This window comes from Oceanicoccus sp. KOV_DT_Chl (genome assembly GCF_900120175.1).
In the GTDB taxonomy this organism is placed as follows: Bacteria; Pseudomonadota; Gammaproteobacteria; order Pseudomonadales; family Dasaniaceae; genus Oceanicoccus.
Map to the genome: position 1 here is coordinate 124,236 of NZ_FQLF01000001.1, position 20,014 is coordinate 144,249.

The 20,014-nt window shown below is 42.9% G+C and carries 22 protein-coding genes and 1 tRNA gene; 11 read left to right on the forward strand and 12 right to left on the reverse strand.

Translation table 11 applies throughout. The features are described from left to right. Nucleotides 1-81 precede the first annotated feature (81 nt). From gltX to UNITIG_RS00600, 4 genes are all read left to right on the forward strand, one after another. A complete protein-coding gene (gltX, locus tag UNITIG_RS00580) occupies nucleotides 82-1,563 on the forward strand; it encodes a glutamate--tRNA ligase (protein ID WP_101756622.1) in 1,482 nt (493 codons plus the stop codon). A gap of 45 nt (nucleotides 1,564-1,608) precedes the next feature. Then, nucleotides 1,609-1,684, forward strand: a tRNA-Ala gene (locus UNITIG_RS00585). 877 nt (nucleotides 1,685-2,561) lie between these two features. Then, a complete protein-coding gene (locus UNITIG_RS00595) occupies nucleotides 2,562-3,167 on the forward strand; it encodes a hypothetical protein (protein WP_101756624.1) in 606 nt (201 codons plus the stop codon). A gap of 46 nt (nucleotides 3,168-3,213) precedes the next feature. Further along, entirely contained in the window at nucleotides 3,214-3,951 is a 738-nt protein-coding gene (locus UNITIG_RS00600) for a HEPN domain-containing protein (RefSeq protein ID WP_101756625.1), read from the forward strand. Between the two features lie 15 nt (nucleotides 3,952-3,966). On the opposite strand, the gene UNITIG_RS00605 is transcribed toward UNITIG_RS00600, so the two are convergent. Together UNITIG_RS00605 and UNITIG_RS25375 are read right to left on the reverse strand one after the other, a co-directional pair. Then, on the reverse strand, nucleotides 3,967-4,374 hold the full coding sequence (locus tag UNITIG_RS00605; protein WP_101756626.1) for an HI0074 family nucleotidyltransferase substrate-binding subunit: 408 nt from the start codon (nucleotides 4,372-4,374) through the stop codon (nucleotides 3,967-3,969). After that, entirely contained in the window at nucleotides 4,346-4,681 is a 336-nt protein-coding gene (locus UNITIG_RS25375) for a nucleotidyltransferase family protein (protein ID WP_101756627.1), read from the reverse strand. Before UNITIG_RS25375 ends, UNITIG_RS00605 begins: the two co-directional genes overlap by 29 nt. Nucleotides 4,682-4,859: 178 nt before the next feature. Between UNITIG_RS25375 and UNITIG_RS00615 the strand changes: the two genes are divergently transcribed. The 3 genes from UNITIG_RS00615 to UNITIG_RS00625 are packed head-to-tail and all read left to right on the forward strand — an operon-like array spanning nucleotide 4,860 to nucleotide 6,927. After that, nucleotides 4,860-5,651 (forward strand): type IV toxin-antitoxin system AbiEi family antitoxin domain-containing protein, encoded by a 792-nt coding sequence (locus UNITIG_RS00615; protein WP_101756628.1) that lies wholly within the window; start codon nucleotides 4,860-4,862, stop codon nucleotides 5,649-5,651. Next, nucleotides 5,648-6,076 (forward strand): nucleotidyl transferase AbiEii/AbiGii toxin family protein, encoded by a 429-nt coding sequence (locus UNITIG_RS24815; protein ID WP_101756629.1) that lies wholly within the window; start codon nucleotides 5,648-5,650, stop codon nucleotides 6,074-6,076. The genes UNITIG_RS00615 and UNITIG_RS24815 overlap by 4 nt, the downstream gene beginning before the upstream one ends. After that, nucleotides 5,995-6,927, forward strand: coding sequence for a nucleotidyl transferase AbiEii/AbiGii toxin family protein (locus tag UNITIG_RS00625; protein ID WP_101757139.1), 933 nt, complete (start codon nucleotides 5,995-5,997; stop codon nucleotides 6,925-6,927). Before UNITIG_RS24815 ends, UNITIG_RS00625 begins: the two co-directional genes overlap by 82 nt. 328 nt (nucleotides 6,928-7,255) lie before the next feature. On the opposite strand, the gene UNITIG_RS00630 is transcribed toward UNITIG_RS00625, so the two are convergent. Beyond that, nucleotides 7,256-7,894, reverse strand: coding sequence for a site-specific integrase (locus UNITIG_RS00630; protein WP_101756630.1), 639 nt, complete (start codon nucleotides 7,892-7,894; stop codon nucleotides 7,256-7,258). A gap of 28 nt (nucleotides 7,895-7,922) precedes the next feature. On the opposite strand from UNITIG_RS00630, the gene UNITIG_RS00635 reads away from it, so the two are divergent. Both UNITIG_RS00635 and UNITIG_RS00640 read left to right on the forward strand, forming a co-directional pair. After that, nucleotides 7,923-8,231 (forward strand): hypothetical protein, encoded by a 309-nt coding sequence (locus UNITIG_RS00635; RefSeq protein WP_101756631.1) that lies wholly within the window; start codon nucleotides 7,923-7,925, stop codon nucleotides 8,229-8,231. A 386-nt stretch (nucleotides 8,232-8,617) separates the two neighbouring features. Next, nucleotides 8,618-8,992 (forward strand): DUF1525 domain-containing protein, encoded by a 375-nt coding sequence (locus UNITIG_RS00640; protein ID WP_101756632.1) that lies wholly within the window; start codon nucleotides 8,618-8,620, stop codon nucleotides 8,990-8,992. 309 nt (nucleotides 8,993-9,301) lie between these two features. Here UNITIG_RS00640 and UNITIG_RS00650 read toward each other — a convergent pair whose 3' ends face one another. The 3 genes from UNITIG_RS00650 to UNITIG_RS00660 form a co-directional block, all read right to left on the reverse strand. Next, on the reverse strand, nucleotides 9,302-10,126 hold the full coding sequence (locus UNITIG_RS00650) for a PQQ-binding-like beta-propeller repeat protein (protein WP_145999040.1): 825 nt from the start codon (nucleotides 10,124-10,126) through the stop codon (nucleotides 9,302-9,304). 185 nt (nucleotides 10,127-10,311) lie between these two features. Beyond that, the gene (locus UNITIG_RS00655) at nucleotides 10,312-10,851 is read right to left on the reverse strand and encodes a PQQ-binding-like beta-propeller repeat protein (protein ID WP_159931001.1); all 540 of its coding nucleotides are present in this window, start codon (nucleotides 10,849-10,851) and stop codon (nucleotides 10,312-10,314) included. 479 nt (nucleotides 10,852-11,330) lie between these two features. After that, complete coding sequence (locus UNITIG_RS00660) at nucleotides 11,331-12,245, reverse strand: integrase core domain-containing protein (protein ID WP_200821128.1); 915 nt, start codon at nucleotides 12,243-12,245, stop codon at nucleotides 11,331-11,333. A 523-nt stretch (nucleotides 12,246-12,768) separates the two neighbouring features. Here UNITIG_RS00660 and UNITIG_RS00665 point away from each other — a divergent pair. Further along, the gene (locus UNITIG_RS00665; RefSeq protein ID WP_101756637.1) at nucleotides 12,769-13,131 is read left to right on the forward strand and encodes a hypothetical protein; all 363 of its coding nucleotides are present in this window, start codon (nucleotides 12,769-12,771) and stop codon (nucleotides 13,129-13,131) included. 281 nt (nucleotides 13,132-13,412) lie between these two features. Here UNITIG_RS00665 and UNITIG_RS00670 read toward each other — a convergent pair whose 3' ends face one another. The 5 genes from UNITIG_RS00670 to UNITIG_RS23000 all read right to left on the reverse strand — a co-directional run bounded on the left by UNITIG_RS00670 (nucleotide 13,413) and on the right by UNITIG_RS23000 (nucleotide 17,690). Then, nucleotides 13,413-14,330: an SDR family NAD(P)-dependent oxidoreductase gene (locus UNITIG_RS00670; RefSeq protein ID WP_101756638.1), complete on the reverse strand. Its 918-nt coding sequence runs from the start codon at nucleotides 14,328-14,330 to the stop codon at nucleotides 13,413-13,415. A gap of 17 nt (nucleotides 14,331-14,347) precedes the next feature. Next, the gene (locus UNITIG_RS00675; RefSeq protein WP_101756639.1) at nucleotides 14,348-15,061 is read right to left on the reverse strand and encodes a siderophore-interacting protein; all 714 of its coding nucleotides are present in this window, start codon (nucleotides 15,059-15,061) and stop codon (nucleotides 14,348-14,350) included. 78 nt (nucleotides 15,062-15,139) lie between these two features. Then, nucleotides 15,140-16,132: a VOC family protein gene (locus tag UNITIG_RS00680; RefSeq protein WP_101756640.1), complete on the reverse strand. Its 993-nt coding sequence runs from the start codon at nucleotides 16,130-16,132 to the stop codon at nucleotides 15,140-15,142. Between the two features lie 347 nt (nucleotides 16,133-16,479). Next, on the reverse strand, nucleotides 16,480-17,340 hold the full coding sequence (locus UNITIG_RS00685) for a bile acid:sodium symporter family protein (RefSeq protein ID WP_101756641.1): 861 nt from the start codon (nucleotides 17,338-17,340) through the stop codon (nucleotides 16,480-16,482). Between the two features lie 197 nt (nucleotides 17,341-17,537). Continuing rightward, nucleotides 17,538-17,690, reverse strand: coding sequence for a hypothetical protein (locus UNITIG_RS23000; RefSeq protein ID WP_159931005.1), 153 nt, complete (start codon nucleotides 17,688-17,690; stop codon nucleotides 17,538-17,540). A gap of 391 nt (nucleotides 17,691-18,081) precedes the next feature. On the opposite strand from UNITIG_RS23000, the gene UNITIG_RS00690 reads away from it, so the two are divergent. After that, a complete protein-coding gene (locus UNITIG_RS00690) occupies nucleotides 18,082-18,396 on the forward strand; it encodes an SCP2 sterol-binding domain-containing protein (RefSeq protein WP_101756642.1) in 315 nt (104 codons plus the stop codon). 210 nt (nucleotides 18,397-18,606) lie between these two features. Here UNITIG_RS00690 and UNITIG_RS00695 read toward each other — a convergent pair whose 3' ends face one another. Further along, nucleotides 18,607-19,620 (reverse strand): aldehyde reductase, encoded by a 1,014-nt coding sequence (locus UNITIG_RS00695; RefSeq protein ID WP_159931007.1) that lies wholly within the window; start codon nucleotides 19,618-19,620, stop codon nucleotides 18,607-18,609. Nucleotides 19,621-20,014: the final 394 nt, after the last annotated feature.

Consider the following 20,014-nt stretch of genomic DNA (forward strand, 5'->3'; position numbering starts at 1 on the left):
TACCGCCGGGGTGAGAAATTCTCTATCTGTCCGTATAATCGTGCGCTTCACAATCGTGCTGGTAACTAGAATAGGAAAATCATGACCGTTCGCACCCGAATAGCTCCTTCACCCACCGGCGATCCTCATGTCGGCACCGCGTATATTGCCTTGTTTAACCTGTGTTTTGCCCGCAAGCACGGTGGCCAGTTTATCCTGCGTATTGAGGATACCGATCAGACGCGTTCCGCCACTGATTCAGAGCAGGCGATCTTTGATTCGCTGCGCTGGATGGGGCTGGAGTGGGATGAAGGCCCTGATGTTGGCGGTGATTTTGGTCCCTATCGGCAAAGTGAGCGCAAGCACATCTATGGTCAGTATGCCGAGCAGCTGATCGAAACGGGCCATGCTTTTCGTTGTTATCGCTCCGCAGAGGAGCTCGATGAACTGCGCGCCGGCTTGAAAGAGCAGGGCATAAACCGCGCGTTGAAGCCTTACGACCTGGAATTGCCAAAGGACGAAGTGGCCAAGCGTGAAGCCGCTAATGCGCCTTATGTAATCCGTATGAACGTGCCGATGGAAGGCAAGGTTGAAATCGATGACATGCTGCGCGGCGTAATGGAGCTGGACTGGAACCTGGTCGATGCGCAGATCCTGTTGAAATCCGATGGTATGCCCACTTATCATCTCGCCAATGTGGTTGATGACCACTTGATGGAAATAACACATGTACTAAGGGGTGAAGAGTGGATTAATTCTGCCCCCAAGCATAAGTTGTTATATGAGTACTTCGGCTGGGAGATGCCAGTACTCTGCCACCTGCCATTGCTGCGTAACCCGGATAAATCCAAATTAAGTAAGCGCAAAAACCCAACCTCGATTTTATATTACCAACGCATGGGGTATTTACCCGAAGCGTTGGTGAATTATCTCGGGCGAATGGGCTGGTCAATGCCCGATGAGCGAGAAAAATTCAGTCTGGCTGAAATGCTGGAGCAGTTTGATATCCAGCGCGTCAGTCTCGGTGGTCCTATCTTTGATGTAGAAAAATTAAGTTGGTTAAACGGTTTGTGGATTCGCGAAGACTTCAACACCGAGCAGCTGGCCGATCGCTTAATTGACTGGGCATTAAATAGACAAAATCTGTTGCAAGTACTCCCGCATGCACAGCAGCGAATGGAAACCTTAAGCGACTTCGCGCCGCTGGCGAGCTTTTTAGCCTCCGGTACTTTACCGCTCAACAGCGATAGCTTCGCCGGCTTAAAACTGGATGAAGAGCAGCTCAAACAAGTATTGCAGTTTACCTTGTGGCGAATGGAAGCATTGCGCCAGTGGGATCGTGATGCCATTTTCGAAGAGCTGAAAACATTGGCCACCAGCATGGATATCAAACTGAAAGATTTCCTCGTGCCACTGTTCATTGCCATCGCGGGTACCACCGCATCGTTCTCGGTAATGGACTCCATGGTGCTGCTAGGCCCGGACATGAGTCGCGCAAGAATTCGCCACGCACTCAATACTGCCTGCGGCGAAATAGGCAAAAAACAGCTTAAAAAGTTGGAAAAAGCCTATTCAGCACTTTAAAGCGTTGACAATAAGAGGGGGGTTATTAATATGCGCCCCTCTTTTGGGGCCTTAGCTCAGCTGGGAGAGCGCAACACTGGCAGTGTTGAGGTCAGCGGTTCGATCCCGCTAGGCTCCACCAAATTTAAAACCTCGTATGTTCTTGAACTGCGAGGTTTTTTTAGTTTTTAAGCCTACTTTTCTTCGCTTCTACCAAGTCCACAATACTACTGACTGTGGGAGAATTGTGGGAGCTCTTATACTGTAAGCGATGTATGGACTCCACCACCCTAGCTAAGTAGGCTGGCGTCGACGAAACCAAGGAGTCCATACAATGAATAAGTCTAATGTGATTGGTATTGATTTAGCAAAGACCGTTATCCAAGCATGCAAAATCGATAAGCATGGTGAGCTAATATCCAATAAAGCGATGAGCCCTAAGAAACTTAAAGAGCTTCTAGTCAAGTCAGTTCCGTGTCTATGGCGAATTACTAATTTAAACAGCTTGTCCGAAGTTGGGAGCTAAAAAAGCCCACGACAAAATGATTGTCGGGTGGTTACTATAAATCATCTAAACGCTATAAGACCCCGTTGGTTGGAGATTATCTAAATTTAGCAAGTGACTTCTCTGCCAGTTACAAGAAAGAGTAGAAGGGGGGCTCTGTATACGTTCCTAGTTGCAAGATCTATAATGATAATGGCCGAAAGTGGTGGTAGGTTTTCTTCTCCACATTATAGGGTCAGGGTAATGAGATAAAAGTCATTACGAAAACATATCAGCGGTTAATTAACCGTTACTGATATATGTGCGAGTAAAAAACACGGAGGTTTGAAAGATCCTCAGTAGATTTTTTATAAGCCAACCGAATAGCCTTGCGGTTAAATCGGAATTTTACACAGCCTGCCTATTAGCGGCTGTTTGAGAAATTCCTCACTGACCCTAAAGGGCCCTGATTATGTGAATATAAGGGGCCGGGCTATCATGCTTTTAAACCTACAGCCAGTTCAAGGAATGAGTAATGAAGAAACTATTTATATGGTTATACAAAGCGATTAAAGACTCTTTTTTTCTCGGTACAATTGGTATTTTAATTTTTGGTGGAGTTTCATATTACGAAGTACTAAGCGGTATCAGGTCGGATATTCAGCAAGCGACAGCGACAGCAAACGAGAATATGTCATTAACGTTGGATGCATTTAAGCTATCTCTTGATAGAATGAATAATGAAATTTCTAGCCTAAAAGATCTATCAGGTATTAAGAGATTAGAACAATCACAAAATAGACTGGAGTTTGCACACAAGATTCTTGATCTAATTCAAGAATCAGGTGCAACGATAGGCACAGATGGATTGTTCGGATCTGAGATTGATAAACCCGTTCATGCAAAAAAATGGGCTGCAAGTGCAAGAGATGAAGCGAGGTTGATGGCATATAAATCTAGAGATAACAATGAAGTTATATGGGCTCTAGCGACCACTATTACTAAGCAAGATTGGCTAATGCAATTTGGTCAGGCTGATCCAGTGCCAATGTATGAGTGGCTCAACAACCAGAGTATATTGGCAAGTAATGGCGTATCAAGTAAGGGAGCAGGAGATGATAATGCCGCGTCTGTGCTTTAACGTTAGCCCCAAAACGCAACCTGCTTAATTAGGGAGGCTAAAAATCATGGGTGGTATGTCTGATTTAATGATAGAGCAAGATAATGAAAGGATTGATAAATGGATTCGTGAGCGGCTTGGTGATGAAAATATAGATGAAGAGTCTGACGAATACAGAGAATTAGCAGACGAATATTATTTTCTTCAAGAACATTTAAGAGAACAATATGAATTTGAAGAAGATCTAAAGTGGTTAAAGGAAAACGATTCATCAGCAATTCACAGGTATTTCTTTGGTGAACTTGAAGAGCTAGAAAGGCTAGTTAAGAAAAACATCTCTATTGATAAGCCTTACCTCATTTACAGGATGACTTATGCTCATGCGGTTACATTATTAGAGGTCTTTCTAAGCGATACTGTAAAGTCTTTAGTAAATGAAAAGTTGACCTATTTTGAAAACGCTAGAAAAATTGATGAGTTGAAGAATGCAAAATATTCATTGGATTTTCTCGCAAAGAACGAATCTAATCCAAGAAATATTGCGATCAAAGAGTTATCCAAAATACTGTACCATAACATTCCAAAAGTTAAGCGCATGCTTGAGATTATTCTTGGCCAAAGAGTCGATATTGACATCTCGAAACTTTCAAAAATCACCAATATCCGCCATGACATAGTACACAGAAATGGAAAAACAACCGAGGGAAACCCAATTTATTTAGATCAATCTGACTTGCTAGAGATGATTGGTGAAATAAAGATCTTTGCCAAAGAGCTTCAGAAAAAAATTATTCAGCAAGATTAGCATGGCGTTAACGCGCTAAGCTTGCTCATTAAAACGGTTTTCAAGGAATTCTAGCAACTCTTTGATAGGCGCATGAAATCCGACAATGTCATCATAGTAATTATCAAGGAATGACTCGTCTAAATATTCATGGGAAGAAGAATTGCGGTTATCTAATAATTCTTGCCATGCTATTTCCCCGCTTAACCAGCCAGCAGAAAAACCTTGTTTCATCGTTTCTCTTGGAGTTTTAGGATGAATGCCTTCAAATTTTAAGGCTCTTTGCAAAGTCTTCCAGACAAGCTCAACAATGGTTTCAAAGCGCTGAATTGTGCCCTCTAATACTAACTCTCTGTCACGAGGTATATTTAGCGCGGCATCAAGTTTATCGAACGCTTTTCGGAAATTTTCTAAACTATCTAATAACTTTCTTTTGTCCGTCATAAATTATTAATCCATCTTCTAATATTCTATTTTGCAATCGGCTAGGGTTGCTTACAAAATTGACAATTGATATTTGGAGTACTGTTCTTACATCGTAGTAAGCTGTCATTCTTAGTCTTATCCAATCTTCTCTATTAAAGCTCTCGGCATCAATCGCGAGATCGATATCCGAGTACTTGTCATAGTCATTGCAGGCTCTTGAGCCAAAAATAATCAGCCTATCGACCTTGGCATGGCAAGATAATTCATGCAGAAACTCAACAACTGACTTAGATAGTGGGCTAATACCCTGTAAATTTAGAGCCATAACTTATTTTATACTGAAAAATTAGGTAGTTAAGTATTATCTTGAGAGGTCGAGTTAGCTTTACTAAAATACATGTTATTCATTGAAAATGAGAATAATATGTTGATTATAGTAGTACTATACAAGAAAACAATATATTCTTATTAAATGAGAATATATTGTTGTTTGGTGTAGTTATATGGAAGGTGGATTATCAATAAAGCAGCAGCGCCTAGCTGCCCTATTGCGGGCAACATCGGGAACAATCCGTGCTGGTGATGCTATGGCTGTGTTTGGCCTTGATAGGTCGCATGCATCCAAACTATTGGCAGGCTGGCATAAGCAGGGTTCCTTGAGGCGAGTAGCACAGGGTTTATACGTGCCGATACAGCCTACGGCTATTGGCCAGGAACAGGTGCTTGAAGATCCTTGGGTGCTTGTGCCAGAACTTTATGAGCCAGCTTATATTGGCGGGTGGAGTGCGCTTGAGCACTGGGAGCTGACTGAGCAGCTTTTCAGGTCTGTCTGTGTCTTTACACCCAAGCGGTGCCCCAAGGGAGAGACAACACATCAGGGTGTAAAGTTTTTTATCAAGCATGTTCCTGTCAAGCAGTTGTTTGGCACAAAAACATTGTGGCGAGAGAGCTGTAAAATTCAAATATCTGATCCGTATAAGACGATACTGGATATTATTGATGACCCTTATGTGGGGGCAGGTTTGCAGCATACGGAAGATTGTCTGCTTGAATTCAAAAAAATATTTTCGAAAGAAAGTGATCTTGATACGCTTCTTGAGTATGCCTCCATCATTAATAATGGGGCGTTGTTTAAAAAGCTTGGATACTTGGCAGAAAAGCATGGTTTAAACAGCGGTTTTGTAGAAAAGTGTCATAAGCGAATTACCAAGGGTTTTGCCCATCTTGATAAACAAGCCAATAAAAAGCGGTTAGTGACAAAATGGAGCCTGTGGGTGCCGGAGGAAAATAAATGATAACCAAGGATGAAATCGTCTCGGTTGCAGATGAAACCGGTCTGACGCCTCATGTTGTTGAAAAAGATTATGTCCTTGGCTGGCTGTTGGCCGCCGTTAATGCCAACGACGTGCTTTCTCAGGCATGGGTTTTTAAGGGCGGCACCTGTTTAAAAAAATGTTATTTTGAAACCTATCGCTTTTCGGAAGATTTGGATTTTACCCTTAAGGACGAAAACCAAATTAACCAAGAGTTTTTATTAGAACAATTTGGCCTCATATCAGAATGGTTGTATGAAGAATCAGGTATTGAAATACCCATTGATCGGTTGGTTTTTGATGTCTATGAAAACCCTCGGGGCGTTTGTCTTGCGAGGGGCGCGTTTACTACAAAAGCCATTTTTCCAAGGGTAAGCACAACCTCCCCAAAATTAAGTTTGATCTGACGGCTGATGAAGTGTTGGTGTTACCACCATCACGGCAACCGGTTATTCATTCTTATTCTGATAGTCCGGAAGAGGGTATTCATATCGAGAGCTATTCGTATCCAGAGGTGTTTGGTGAAAAGGTGAGGGCGCTTGGTGAGCGTGGCAGGCCGAGAGATCTCTATGATGTTATTAATCTTTATCGAAATGATCAACTGCCAGCTTCAGCAGTGATACAAGATGTGCTAGCACAAAAATGCGATTACAAAAACATTCAGCCTCCGGTGCTTGGAGACATGGACGCTTATAGAAATGTTTTAGAGCAAAACTGGGAACCCATGTTGGCGCATCAATTACCTTCACTGCCAGCCCTGGAGGTGTATTGGGATGCTTTGCCAGAATTTTTTGAATGGCTTGCAGGTGAGGCCTCTGTAGATAGACCGCAACTAGCAGCGGTAACTCAAAGCGACATTGTTTACCGTCCGTCCTATGGACAATTGGGATTAAGAGCACTTAACGGACAGTCTTTAGAAATTATCCGTTTTGCGGCGGGCAACCATTTATGTGTTGACCTTGATTACACAGATAATAATGGAAACCGTAGAAGCCGAATTATAGAGCCTTATTCCCTGCGACGAGCAGGGACAGGGAACATCCTTCTCTATGCTCTTCGAGCCGATGGTGGCGGTATAAGGGCTTACAAGATTACACAGATTAATAATGCTTCTGTGACTAACCAAGTTTTTGATCCCAAATACCAAATCGAATTGACCCCTTCCATGGGCGGCGATGCAGTTCCGTCGGCGGAAAGCACTGCTAATAGTCTTGGAATTCCGAGAATGACACGGGGACGTCGCAGACCTATTCACTGATAGAACGAGTAAGCCCAATTCAGGTCCGAAACTGGGAGTCATACGGATTGTCTCAACGAAGTTTTTTGCAGGGAGTTGATCACTGGCTTGTTGGGCTGCTGTATCCTAAATGTGCGGATAATGTGCGGGTTTCCTGGCAATAACTGGCATTTGCTGTCATTTACTGGCGATAAATTACACAGGGTGGCTGAGTAACTACCTGATTTATATGGGTTTAATATTCGGGTTTGATAATAATAGATACTCTGGCAGTGTTGAGGTCAGCGGTTCGATCCCGCTAGGCTCCACCAAATTTAAACCTCGTATGTTCTTGAACTGCGAGGTTTTTTTAGTTTTTAAGCCTACTTTTCTTCACTTCTACCAAGTCCACAATACTACTGACTGTGGGAGAATTGTGGGAGCTCTTATACTGCGTGCCCCTAACCTTCGCCAATGTCAGCAATGGCTTGACCATATCTGCACAAGCTTTGTTGGACGAAGCAATTAAATTGCTGACCTCAGCCTGAGAGTAATACGTGGTCATACTGCCACTTGAGTGTCCTAATAAATCCTTTCTGTCTTCATGCGACACACCGGCGGCGCGTAATCGAGTGGCATAAGTATGCCGTAAATTATGCACGCCTTGGCGTATCATTTTATCTTGGGGCAAGTGACTTGCTGCCCAAGCTTTTCTCCACGCTCTTGATCGCAAGTTTCGCAGTGGCTTGCCTCGGTAGCTGAAAACAAACTCGCCATGTTGGCCGCGAACGTCTTTTAATACCGTTTGTGCTGCATCGTTGGGGACTAAAATTCTATCCTGTTTGTTCTTGGTTAACTGTTTGGGTAAAACAAACAGAGACCTATCATCAAGCTGAATTTCCCATTCCCAGCGCAGCTGGCAAACCTCCTGCTCTCTTGCACCACAGTTCACATCGAACAAACAGGCTTGTCGTAAATAGAGGGGGAGTCGGCTAGCAGATTCAATCACCTTCGTAGAAGCTGATCAAGGTAAATTATTGATCAAGCTATTAACCAAGCAAACAGATGCTATCTTTACCTCTGCTTTGTCGATGAGCAGAATTCCCGAATATATTCGATCAAAGCTATCAATTGTCAGTTTGAATTATGAGGCAATACCCGCCGGTGTGCTCCTTGCTAAACAAGGGACGAACCCCAATTTGTTAATTGCCTTTCACGAAGCCTTAATTAGCGTACCTGACCCAGTGGGTTACGAGGTCAATTACGAGTTGCTTACGGAGAATGATGTTGACGCGATTGAGGCCGTACTTGGTTTGAAAGAGGTAGCTGAATGTACGGAGGATTGAACAAGAATTGATTGGCCGCAATTTTGAGAAAATTATTATTTCTCTCGATATTTGAAGCTCGATTTTATACGAAGCTTAGGTACTAAAATTAAGATTTTTTAAAATTTCGACTGCTTTAAACCTTTAAATTTACAGAATAATAGTCTGTTTTCAATGTGATATTAAGACAATACGATTTGGTTAAATATTTACTTAGAATTACGTATATTGAGCTTAAACAAATATCAACCTAGCAAGCAGAAATAATTTTCTGTTTCAGTTGAGATGATATCTATCAGTCCTGCCTTCCTTTTTTGAAAACGTTCCTCACGCTGTGAAACCTTTTTCGTAGCCGTTTCGACGCCAAATCTTTGATCATACTACCCATGGTTTAATCAAGCGGGGTTGTGGCGTTGAACTTTGTCATCAAATTAATTTTATTCGTCGGATACTGTATTGGTATTTCCCCGTTTTCCTGGACAGATGCTGCTCTATGGCCTGAATCTGTCATCGTCGTAACCTCAAATCAACGGCCAGTTTCCAACATAAACGCCACTTCTATTTATGCAAACGATGCACAACCGGATATACAAATTCTCAACCTGGATGCGGTGACCAAGGTAGAGCAGCGTCTTAGCGATGGTTTGCCCGTAGATCCGCTACAAGCACGAACAATGGTGGATCAACGAATTTCTCAGATTGGCCGCTCACAACTGGATAATGAATTACGTGCTGCGTACTTACCCCTTGGAACGATGATGGCATATGCCCTTGATCGTTAAAGGGCTGGAAGTTTTGACGTTACCGTCATCATTAGAGCCAGATGGACGTTCGTTTGGCGAAAAAATTGTGGGCTCAATAAAGTCTGGTGCAATTCAGGCAGCAGGCGGCGCTGCCAAATCTGCAATTACAAAAGGGCTAGGACTTGTTCTCGGTAGTGCATAACAAGCGCCGGCAGTTCGCCCTTTCGGAGCAGTTCGCATTGAAAATGCAGATGGGCTCCAAGTACTCGGTGGAATGTATGTGCATTCCGATTATATGCGACGGGGAATTGTCTGGATTGCTTTGACGAAATACAGCCAATCGTCATTCTATTCCTTCGGAGCACTTGAAACTGCTCCCTTCTCAATCGGGTCAGACTTTTTCAAAACCCAAAACACGTTACCACCTTTTCTATACGCACTGGCAGGACCAGCGTAACCGGAATTAAAAAAGAGCATGCCATTTGCAGCAACGACGCCGCCAGCATCCATCGCTCCTCCATGTGCCGTCATCCCATTTACGGTTTCCGTTTCTACAGTGGAATCAAATTTCCAAACTACCTCTCCTTTTTCCTTCGAAAAAGCATAGAGAATTCCGTTTAGTCCAGGAGCCAAAATTGCGCCGGGAATACCTGTTATTGCTGCTGAAAAATGGACTTTGCATGCCTCTTTGTCGCTGCAATTCTCGCTGGCAGAAGAACTCCAAATTAGCTCTCCAGTTCTAAGATCGAGTCGATTTAGCCCAGGCTTACTTGTGTGGGAGGATTCATCACCTGAAAGAGGGACGGACGCATCAGAAACTGGCACGTACAGATCTCGAGTGTCTGCCGCCATCCCCCAGTGAACGCCTCCTAACAACCCGCCTTTGCCAAGCTTGCGTTTCCACACTAGTTGACCTTGATTATCCGGATCCAGAGCGTACGCTATTCCGGACTTGGCGCCAGCTAATACCCAGTCTTTCCCGTCAACGTCAGTAACGATAATCGGAGGCGCGCCAAAATCGAAGTCGTGGTTTTCAGCTGAAGGGCAATTAATTCCAAAAATTCCCAGTGGGCACGCTACGTTCCAGGCGTCCTTCGGCCATAATTTCTGCTTCCAGACGAGTCGCCCGGTTTCGATATCAATGGCAAGAATTGCGTTAGATAGATCAGTCATCGGCAGAGAATAATCCTGGCCAGTGCCTACATAGATTAGCCGTCGTTTTGTATCGATAGTGGGAGCGCTCCATATTGCGGCGCCGGCAGGACCATATTGCTTCCCGCCTAATACATTTCTTTTAACGAAGGTCGCTGGTTCTGTGACTGTGTAGGTCCTCCAGTTCTCCTTTCCCGACACAGCATTCAGAGAAACAAGCGACCCTCTAAATGTACAACAACCTCCCCAGGGATTGACTGCAATCCCAACTTCCTTTGAGGAGACTGGTATAAAGACATTCCCGCGTAATAGACAGGTGACCCGGTGATAACGGCCTGTTTGTGCGCTTCAACACGTTTTTCCCACAGCTTACGTCCGTTTATTGCATCGATCGCATAGACTGTGGCGTCGTCGTTCGCGACAAATACCACCGGAATTTCGCCGCCATTTACTTGTGCGACCTTCGCTACAGTCACGGCGGCACGAATTGATGCGGTAGTCTGGAATTTCCAAAAGCCGCAACCGCTATTTGCATCGAGCGCAAATACCGCCCCCTCCTGACTTCCAATGAAGACTGCTTGATCGGTAACCGCCGGAAGGGAACGTGGCTGATCCGCATCTTCAAAACCAAAAGCCCAGGCAACTTTCAAGGTTCGCAGATCGTCTATGGATAATCCAGATTGACCAAAAGTGTAGGTACGCTGCTGAGATAGATCTCTACTCCACCCAGAACTCAGAATGGTCAAATCAGGCTGCAATGTATGACTGCAAGCTTGGTATTGAGTTTCTGCTAGCGCCTCTATTGACGAGAGGGCACTAATAATAAAAAAGATGATTGACGTTATCCGTTGACTGCAACACGTCATTATAGACCTCCGGTAGGATAGAGCTTTGTCGTTAGGATGTTGACCAAGACCCCGAGAATTCTGTAGCCGAGTTCGATACATTTTCCGTCGTCTGAATGCCATTCTCGGAACGATTGTTCGCGCGCTATCGGTTGCTGAACTAACACAAGACCCCGGCTCAATTCATTTACTGTTATCTAATGGCAGTGCAGCTTGGCTATAGTGTATGTCAATACGTCTATCGCAATAAGTCCATCATCGGAATTTCACTGTAGACAGTTGCGGATCAATGAAAGAGGAATCAATGAGTAGGGGGGGCACATCCCCACAATGGGTTCCATCCAGGCATCAGGCGGTGGTGTCTATGGCGAATTACTAATTTAAACCGTGAGGCGGCAGTCGGAAGCTGAAAAAAACCCACGACAAAATGATTGCCAGCCATGGTTTTTCAACTCAGCTGGTCTTATTTCGGAATCTTTCACCGGTGTTTGGCCATTTTGAGACGTATAAACTCGACATGGGTTGTAATAACGCTGGTATTCGCCAAGCTTTCTCTCAAGATCATTCGAGTTCCAGTAAAAAGTTTGGTCCAGAAGCTCTCGCCTAACGCTGCCAATCAGTCGCTCTACAAAAGGGTGTGATATTGGGGTGTAGGGTACGGACTTTACTTCTTCAATATCTAAAATTCGTAAATTGGCCTGCCATCGCTGATATTTGAATAGTGGGTCGTTATCTGAACTGAGGTAAGTGGGAAGGTTGTTTTTGGACATAACTTCGTTGAATAAACGGCATAAGGTCACACCAACTACCGGCCCTGCATGAACACCAAAGCCTATAGTGCGTCGTGTGCATTGATCCATTACAACCAGCACCCAATGCCTTTTCAGTAATATTGATTCGCAGCGAAATAGATCAATACTCCACAAACTGTCCTTGGTGTGGCCGAGCGTTGTCAGCCATGACGGTCCTTGATTCGTTGGATCGGGTTTATAGTGCTTTTCTAAAATTCGTCGAACGATATCTTTATTAATGTCTAATCCAAAAGCTAAATTAATTTGTTGAGCAATTCGAGGGCATCCGTAACGAGGGTTACGCCGTTTCATTTCAATAATAACTTTGATTAATTCTTGTGAAGGACCTTTGGGGTCAGTTTTGTTGTAGATTTTAGGTGAAAAAATAAAGTGGTATTTCTTTTTGATCAGTGCCCGGTGAAATCGTTGTAGGGTAGAAGGCTTGATGATAATTGCCGCTCTTGCTAGCTTTCTGGGATTCAGCCATAGACTTAGCAAGCTCATCAGAATTCGATCGAGGTTGGTGAGAGCGGGTGAGTGTTTGCCTCTGCTGTTTTGAACTTGCAGCTGATGTTTGTGTAACAAGTTTTCAGCGACTAATGCTTTTGATGCACCGGATTTGCTAAGGGTAGTCAGAGCAACAAGCAGATCTAAAAATAAATATAGGAACAACTTGTACTGTTCTTTCGATTTGCCGATGGTTATGAACAGTCGTTCGTCCGTTCAATGAAGCTTCTCGTCTGTGTAGAACGGACATGTATGCTGAAGAACAGACAGCAAATATGACCGGATCGTTAGACAGTTAACACTGTTTAGAAAAAATAAATTAAAATATTAAATTGCGCTACTGGAATGTGAGTTAAATATGGTATGTATAAGATTGGATTGCATGTTTTCGGTTTAGAAAGAATTATGTAAAATAAAGTGGGTGGTTTATAATCATTGGAATTAAATAAAAAAGGGCTGGGGTGATGCAAGGTTTTAGGTTTTTTTTCTATAGTCTCGTTATAAGTATTAGAGGCCTGTGATGAAAGTTTCAATATTTACGATATTTATATTGATTTTAGCTCCTTCAATTTATGCTCAAGATATGGGTGAAGGTATTTGGTTAACAGGAGAAGATGGCAGAAAGGTAAAAACCTATTATAGAAATGGAGAGTGGTTCGGAAAGCTTATTTCTTCAGATAATGCTGGAGCGCCAATAGGAACTGATGTTTTGCGTCATATTATACTTGAGAATGGCGTATGGAAAGGGCAAGTATATGCTGTAAAACGGGATATGTTAATAGACGCTATAATTGAGCCTGCGGATGAAAAAATAGTAATAAACATTTCAGTAGGAATGTTTTCTAAAACATTGGAGTGGTATAAAGAGACTGTTCCAAAATAGAAAGTCTAGTGATGAATCGGCAGTTTCTAGTGTTTAGTTCGATAAAGCCCACAAATAGGTAGGGTGTCGTACTTGGTATATGAAATCGACAAACAGTTGTTGGAACAATACTGCCCTATTTTATACAATGATGAATTGATAGAAATTCTGCACTCTCATTTATAATTGGCTGTATGATTTGCTCTGGGCCGATATCTCGCCAGAACATATCTACTGAAATTTCGTGTAAGCACCTTCAATGAACTTCAAAAAATTATATTCAGGTAAGTTTTGATTAAAAACTACAATTTTGTTTGAGTATATGCAGAGGCTTTATCAAGAAATTTTTCTGACTGCTTTAAGCCTGAGGCCAATTCGGACTGGTTGCTGGCATCGTTAATCGCCGCCCAGTTTTCAAGGACTTTCTCAGGCGTTTGTTTTTCTGCTGGCAGGAAAGTACCTTCAGTTTCAAATAAACGTGTACTAGCATAACCACCCGCACCGGCACATAAAATCATCCGGTTTGGTGCGTTATCATGGCATAGTGTTAACGCACCGGCAGTTACTGCCTCTGGTGTTAATCTCGCTAGCATTTCCGGCGACATCAAATCTTCAGTCATGCGTGTCCCTGCTACTGGTGCCAGTGCGTTGACCCGAATGTCGTATTTCATCCCTTCTAACACCAGGGTGTTCATCAAGCCTAAAACAGCCATTTTTGCTGCGCCGTAATTAGTTTGACCAAAATTACCGTACATGCCGCTAGAAGATGTGGTCATAACGATACGACCATAACCTTGCTCTTTCATGATTTCCCAAACAGCTTTACAGCAGTTAACAGAGCCCATCAAATGTACATCCATGACTAATTGAAAATCTGCGAGCTCCATTTTAGAAAATGATTTATCACGCAGGATGCCGGCATTATTAATTAATATATCAACCCGCCCCCACATTGCTATTGCCTGTTTGACCATGTCTTCAACTTCATCAAACTTGGCAACATTGGCGCCGTGCGCAATAGCCTCACCGCCATTTTCTTTGATTAATGCAACAACTTCTTTGGCTGCTTCCGAACTGCTACCGCTACCATCGCGCGCGCCGCCCAAATCATTAACAACGACTTTGGCGCCACGAGCTGCTAATTCCAGTGCGTGTGAACGACCCAAGCCGTTACCTGCGCCAGTAACAATTGCGACTTTACTTTCGAAATTAATACTCATCCATTCTCTCGGCTCTGTTAAACAGCTACAGTGTTCTCTTTGTATTTCCAATAACTGCTAGCGTATATATCTCGTTTTAATACATTCTTTTCATTCTTGAAATAATCTTTCAGTGTGCGTGTCGTTTCGAACTCTGCAGCAACCCATACATTTAAATTGCCGGGTAGCCATGGACATTTTTTTACAGCATCCAGCGCTAGATTCGCACTTTTATGGTGATCGCTATTAATAATCCAGTGTAATTCAACACCTTTAGGCTTATCGATTCTCTGCTTATCGTTCTCATTTTTTATTTCAACAATGGCATAACCCCTTGCCGTATCTTTCATATTTTCCAGATTTACGCTTAAAGCGGGTAGTGATGTCATGTCGCCGACAAGAAAATACCAATCAGCTATGGGATTAACCATCTTTCGAGTGGCGGGGCCCTTTATTTTAAGTTGGTCGCCTATGTTGGCGCTCAATGCCCACTTGGAAGCCGGACCCTCATCGCCGTGGCAAACAAAATCTACATCTATCTCGCATCGCTCTGGGTACGCTCTTCTCACCGTATAGCTTCTTTTTATCGGTTTATTATCACCGGTCTGCTCGAAAAATAACTTGATGTATGCGCCTTCATCGTTAGCACTAACACCTTTTAGGTCTTTGCCTCCAAATGTAATCCGATTCATGTTAGTGGTTAGTTTTTGGTTCCAAACAACAGTGACATTTTTTGATTTTATAAAAAACATAAGCTTTGCCAATATATTATGTGTCCTTATTTCGCAATGAAATAATTGAACATAGAGTATCGCGAGGATTAGAAAATGCTACCAAGGGAGATATTCATTTTTGGTAAAAGACTTGATGATTTGTACAAGATGATTCAAACCGAGCTCAGATGAAAACCTGCCGGGTATTTCATGTCCCCAAGTGCTCATATTCGGGTAAGTCAAACCTTCCTCCCATGAAGATTCATTGACGACTAAAGCATCCCATCCTAGTTCGAATTCAAACCCGGACGGTGTTGTGACGTAAAAGGACAATTCTTTGTCATTAGGGTGTTGGCCTATATTTCGTGTAAATTTACAATTTAACGCTTTACATCGCTCATAGGCTGATGACAGGTCATCTAGCTTTGCTACTTCAAAATTCAAGTGTTGTATACGTGTCCTGTACATGTCTAGCGGCAGGCCTTTTGTTGCTGCTATGGCGACAGAGTGATGACGTGGGTTCATACGTAAAAAGGTTACTCCTATAACCTCGCGATTGCCTACTGACATGTCGATGTTGTCACTGACCCTGGCGTCGAAGATTTCTTGCCAGAATTCTATATTACGCTCAGGCTCTCTCGACATTATCGACACATGTCCTAAGCCAGCTTCGCCAGTAATAAAACCTCCATTAAGCATGTCCAGAGGGCTTTCTGCTTCTTCTGGTTGGGTAAACAAATCTATCATCAGGCCTTTGGGGCCAATGAACTGGTGAAATGCGGTGACGCCGCGGAGTTCGGCGCGCTCATCGTCAATATACTCAACTGGCACATTCCTGTTTGACAGCCGCTTCAATACAATTTCCAGTATCATATCGTTATCTAGCTGCCAGCCCGTTGCAATTATATCTTCGGCATCATCTTCTTGAATAATTAACCGACGGGCATGATTGTCCAGACGGAATGCCAATTGATCTGTTGATTCAAACGCAAGCTGTAAGCCTATTCCATCTTTGGCGAACTGTTTCCATTCGGGTAACTTACGCGAACCTACGAGGATATAGCCAAGGCGCACTGCACCAAAAATATCCTCTTTGACAGACTCTTGCATCAGAACATCCTATATTAAAGTTTTACGGGGGTTTGATGAACCCGCCTAACAATTAGATAAATACTTTTACTAAGGGTTGATAGGTCCGTTTGATTTCTCAATTGGAAGCTGCCATCAAATCCTATTTAGCTCGATCTTCTCAACGGAATCCTATACGTCGTTATTGAAATTGAATACCTTTATTGCGGATTAAGACTGTTTCCAATTAGATGGAAGTGAGTTGGAGTAAGACGCAAGTGTATATGTATATTTTCGACCTGAACCTACAGAGAAAAGTATTAGGGTGTATAGATAATACACTCGCTTCAACGGTCTATATTCATATTTCAAACCAGTGACCCAGGCGCCTAATCCAATGAGTTGCTCCGTCTATATATCGGAATAATTAGCAGTGCGGAGAGAGTCATAATAACTGAGTATATTGCGGTGGGTGTACTCAGCATAATGTCGTCGAAAACGTTTACAGCAATAAAGAACGCTACTGCGCTATTTTGGATGCCTACCTCAATGACTAGAGTGGTTTCCTGTCGGGGCTTAAATCGAGCCGCTTTTGCTATTAAATATCCACTAAGGCAGGTCAAGATAAGTAATAAAGCGGTTGCTATGCCCGCTTGTTTAAAAGCGTTAACAATTTCGTTCCATTGGGTATACCACATAAAGGCAATTAAACTAAAAAACAATAGGCTCACGACCAGCAAGACCTTTTCTTCAATGCCCATGATAAATGCTGGGAAAAAATGTCGTAATGACATGCCTATGATCAACGGTAGAAAAGTGATGAAAACTAACTGTTGAATTAAAAACGATACTGGTATAGATACGACTTCGGTGTCATCTGCTGACAACAAATATTGTCCAAGAAAAAGTAATAAGGGTATCGTTAGCGCGGCACATAATGAGTGCATGGCTGTTAACGAGATGGAAAGTGCAGTGTCACCGCCTGCAAGCCGAGTAAATAGATTGGATGATGCTCCTCCCGGGGAAACCGCAATTAGCAATAGACCTAGTGAAAGCGGCGCAGAAAGTTGCATTATTTTCGAAATCAATACAGCACAGAAAGGTATTACTAAAAGTTGGCAAAAAAAGGCAATAAACAGGGTCTTTGGTGATCTGATAACACGTATAAAATCGGCTTTGGTCAAACTCATGCCTACACTAAACAGAATCAAGCATAGTGTGATTGCGAGTAATATTTTTGTTATGTCCATTTATCTGGGCCTTCTTTTGAAAAGGTGGTTCATAGCACTAAGGTCTGAGTGCGTTGTTGAGAAAAGAATTATTAGCAAATAAATAACTGACGCCAAATATTGTGGTATCGAGAGAGTCTATCGTCTAACAACTCGGTTTAATTTTTTAATATATGTACCGTGTGTTTCAGGAAGCTGCAGATACTATTTTATATTAGTTATTGTTGGGCAGGAAAGTTGCCGTTAATATTTACTTTGGAGGTTGGCGAAAGTGGTATGGTTTCTTTTAGTGGCGTATAGATGGTGGTGGTGTGAATATCTATTCTGGCCAGCCACTTATTTTTCCTAAATTTACTCTGCATTTTATTCATCAATAGGTCTTCATGTGAAGAGTCAGTTAGGTGACTCTGATTGGAGAGGGTTCTATTCTAATGGTTAAAGTCCGTCGATTTTAACCTGAATACATAATTGATCACCATCTGAAAACAATGTAACTACAAGTAGGTGCTTTTCACCTTTTTCCATATGCCATATATTCGTTTGGATGAGCAGCAATCCGGCGCAGTAATTAAACTAGATTATTTCGGTTGGTGAGTATGTTTGTCAACGGCGCTTTGTTGGTAGGTATGTGAAGTGTGGTGGCTGGCGTTCAGAGAGCGTGTTGTACGCTAAAGGGTAAGGCGTCCAGCTTGGCTACAAACCTCTCAGATTCTATATTTTAACCTTTTGTAATAATACAACTACATCTTTAGGGAGGTCGTAATGACTTTAGATGAGCTTCTGGATAGACTAAATAAATTTTTTAACACTAGTGGTGCTGCGGATATTGATGGTGTATTTCAATTTATTCTCAAAGATTCTGAGGACTTTTGGATAGCAGTTAAAAATGGCGACAAGGAAATCGGCAAGGGTAGCTACGATGCACCTTCTGTTACGGTTACTACAAGCTTGCCTGTTCTTGTTGGTGTTCTTGACGGTTCTGTTAATGGCATGCAGGCTTTTATGACTGGCAAGGTGAAAGCCAAGGGTAACGTTTTGCTAGCTCAGAAGATGAGTAGCATCTTTCTAATCGCTTAACTCTATCGGTGCGTTTAAATCTTTATCATTAGCTAGGTAGCGTGTCCTCTCTAGCTAATGATCTCGTCGCACTGGGCTGTGGAAGTACTTTGCAAGAAACATTGAATAAAAATTTTATAATAGCTTATGCCCATTGGCAGGTACTCCACAAGATACTCATATCAGGTCGTTGACTCGACCGATTATTCTTAAGCTTAATTATGGTGACATTCAAAGCAGTTGTGGTTTGCTCTGGATTTGTTGCGCTGTTTCAATCAGGCTCAGCCTTATATCCCGTGGGTACCAGTCGAGTATTCGTTTAGCTTTGTCGGCAGGCGTTATCCTTTTTTGACCAAGAATCTTTGCAGAGCTTTTTAGGTCACGATTAAAAACCATAAATATATAAGCAAGGGCATTTGGAAGTTCGAATCGTGGTGCCTTGCTGTAACCTTGATCACGCAATAACCGGGCTGCATCTTTAATCCATAGTTCTTGCTCGGATATGATGAAACGGTGTCCATCAGAGCGCTTATTTTTCATAGCCAGGATATGGGCTGCCGCCACATCACGAACATCAACATAGCCAAAGTGAAGGGCAATAGTCGCAGGGGCGGCGCCTGTGATCAATTGCTCAATTAATTGATTTGAGATGCCTATATCATTGCTGAGAGAAGGGCCAATGATCATGCTAGGGTGAATGCATGTTAATGCCATGTTTGAATCTTTTTCCTGCTTGGAAACAAAATCCCAGGCGGCGCGTTCAGCAAGTGTTTTGCTTTTAAAATAGGTCGATAGCCTTGATAGGTGGGGGTCTGTCCAATCATTCTCAGTAAAGATATCGCTACTTTTATTGTTTTCCGTAATAGCCCCACATGATGAAGTCAGTACCGTTTTCTTTACTCCCGCAGCGCTTGCAGTGCGAAGTACACGCAATGTTCCTTCGGTTGCAAGATTTATCCAGTATTCTGGATTGTCCGGCTCTCCGATAAAAAAAGGTGACGCAATATGCAGTACATAGTCACAGTCCGTCATCGCTGCTTGCCAACCCTTGGCGTTGCCAAGGTCGACTTCAACCAAGTTAAGGTTGTCGTGGTTGATTCCTTGTTTGGATAATGCCTGGCGAAGTTCGGGTTCACTTTCGAGTGAGCGTACAGTGCCTCTAACGATATAGCCTTGTTCCAATAGTTGGGCAATACAATGTAGTCCGATGAAGCCGGTGGCTCCAGTTACCAAGACGCGTTCCAATAATTTCTCCTCGTAAGTGGGGTTAGCGATCAATGCAAGTCGGTCGCGGTGTTGGGAGGTAGCTGCCTTCAGATGAATGGGCTCTAAATTACGCTTGATTCATTGTATTGATAAGAGAGCTGGAGCGGATGCTTTGTTTCCATACAAAAACAATGGTGTGCAAACGGAAGGATAGTGATGGCCCCTTGCTTGTTTTTAATCATAATTATTTTGTCTGGCTTGGAGTGTGGCACCACGGGCGGCTAGAAATCTGCTACAGCGCTATTATTGGAAGCTATAATGCGGGGCATAGAGTGTTTGCTGTGTGCGATACGATAGCACCACTAAGCCACCGTTTAGACAATATCTACGCCTGTATATTTACTATAATTGTTGGCAGTCAAGTCTTAGGGAT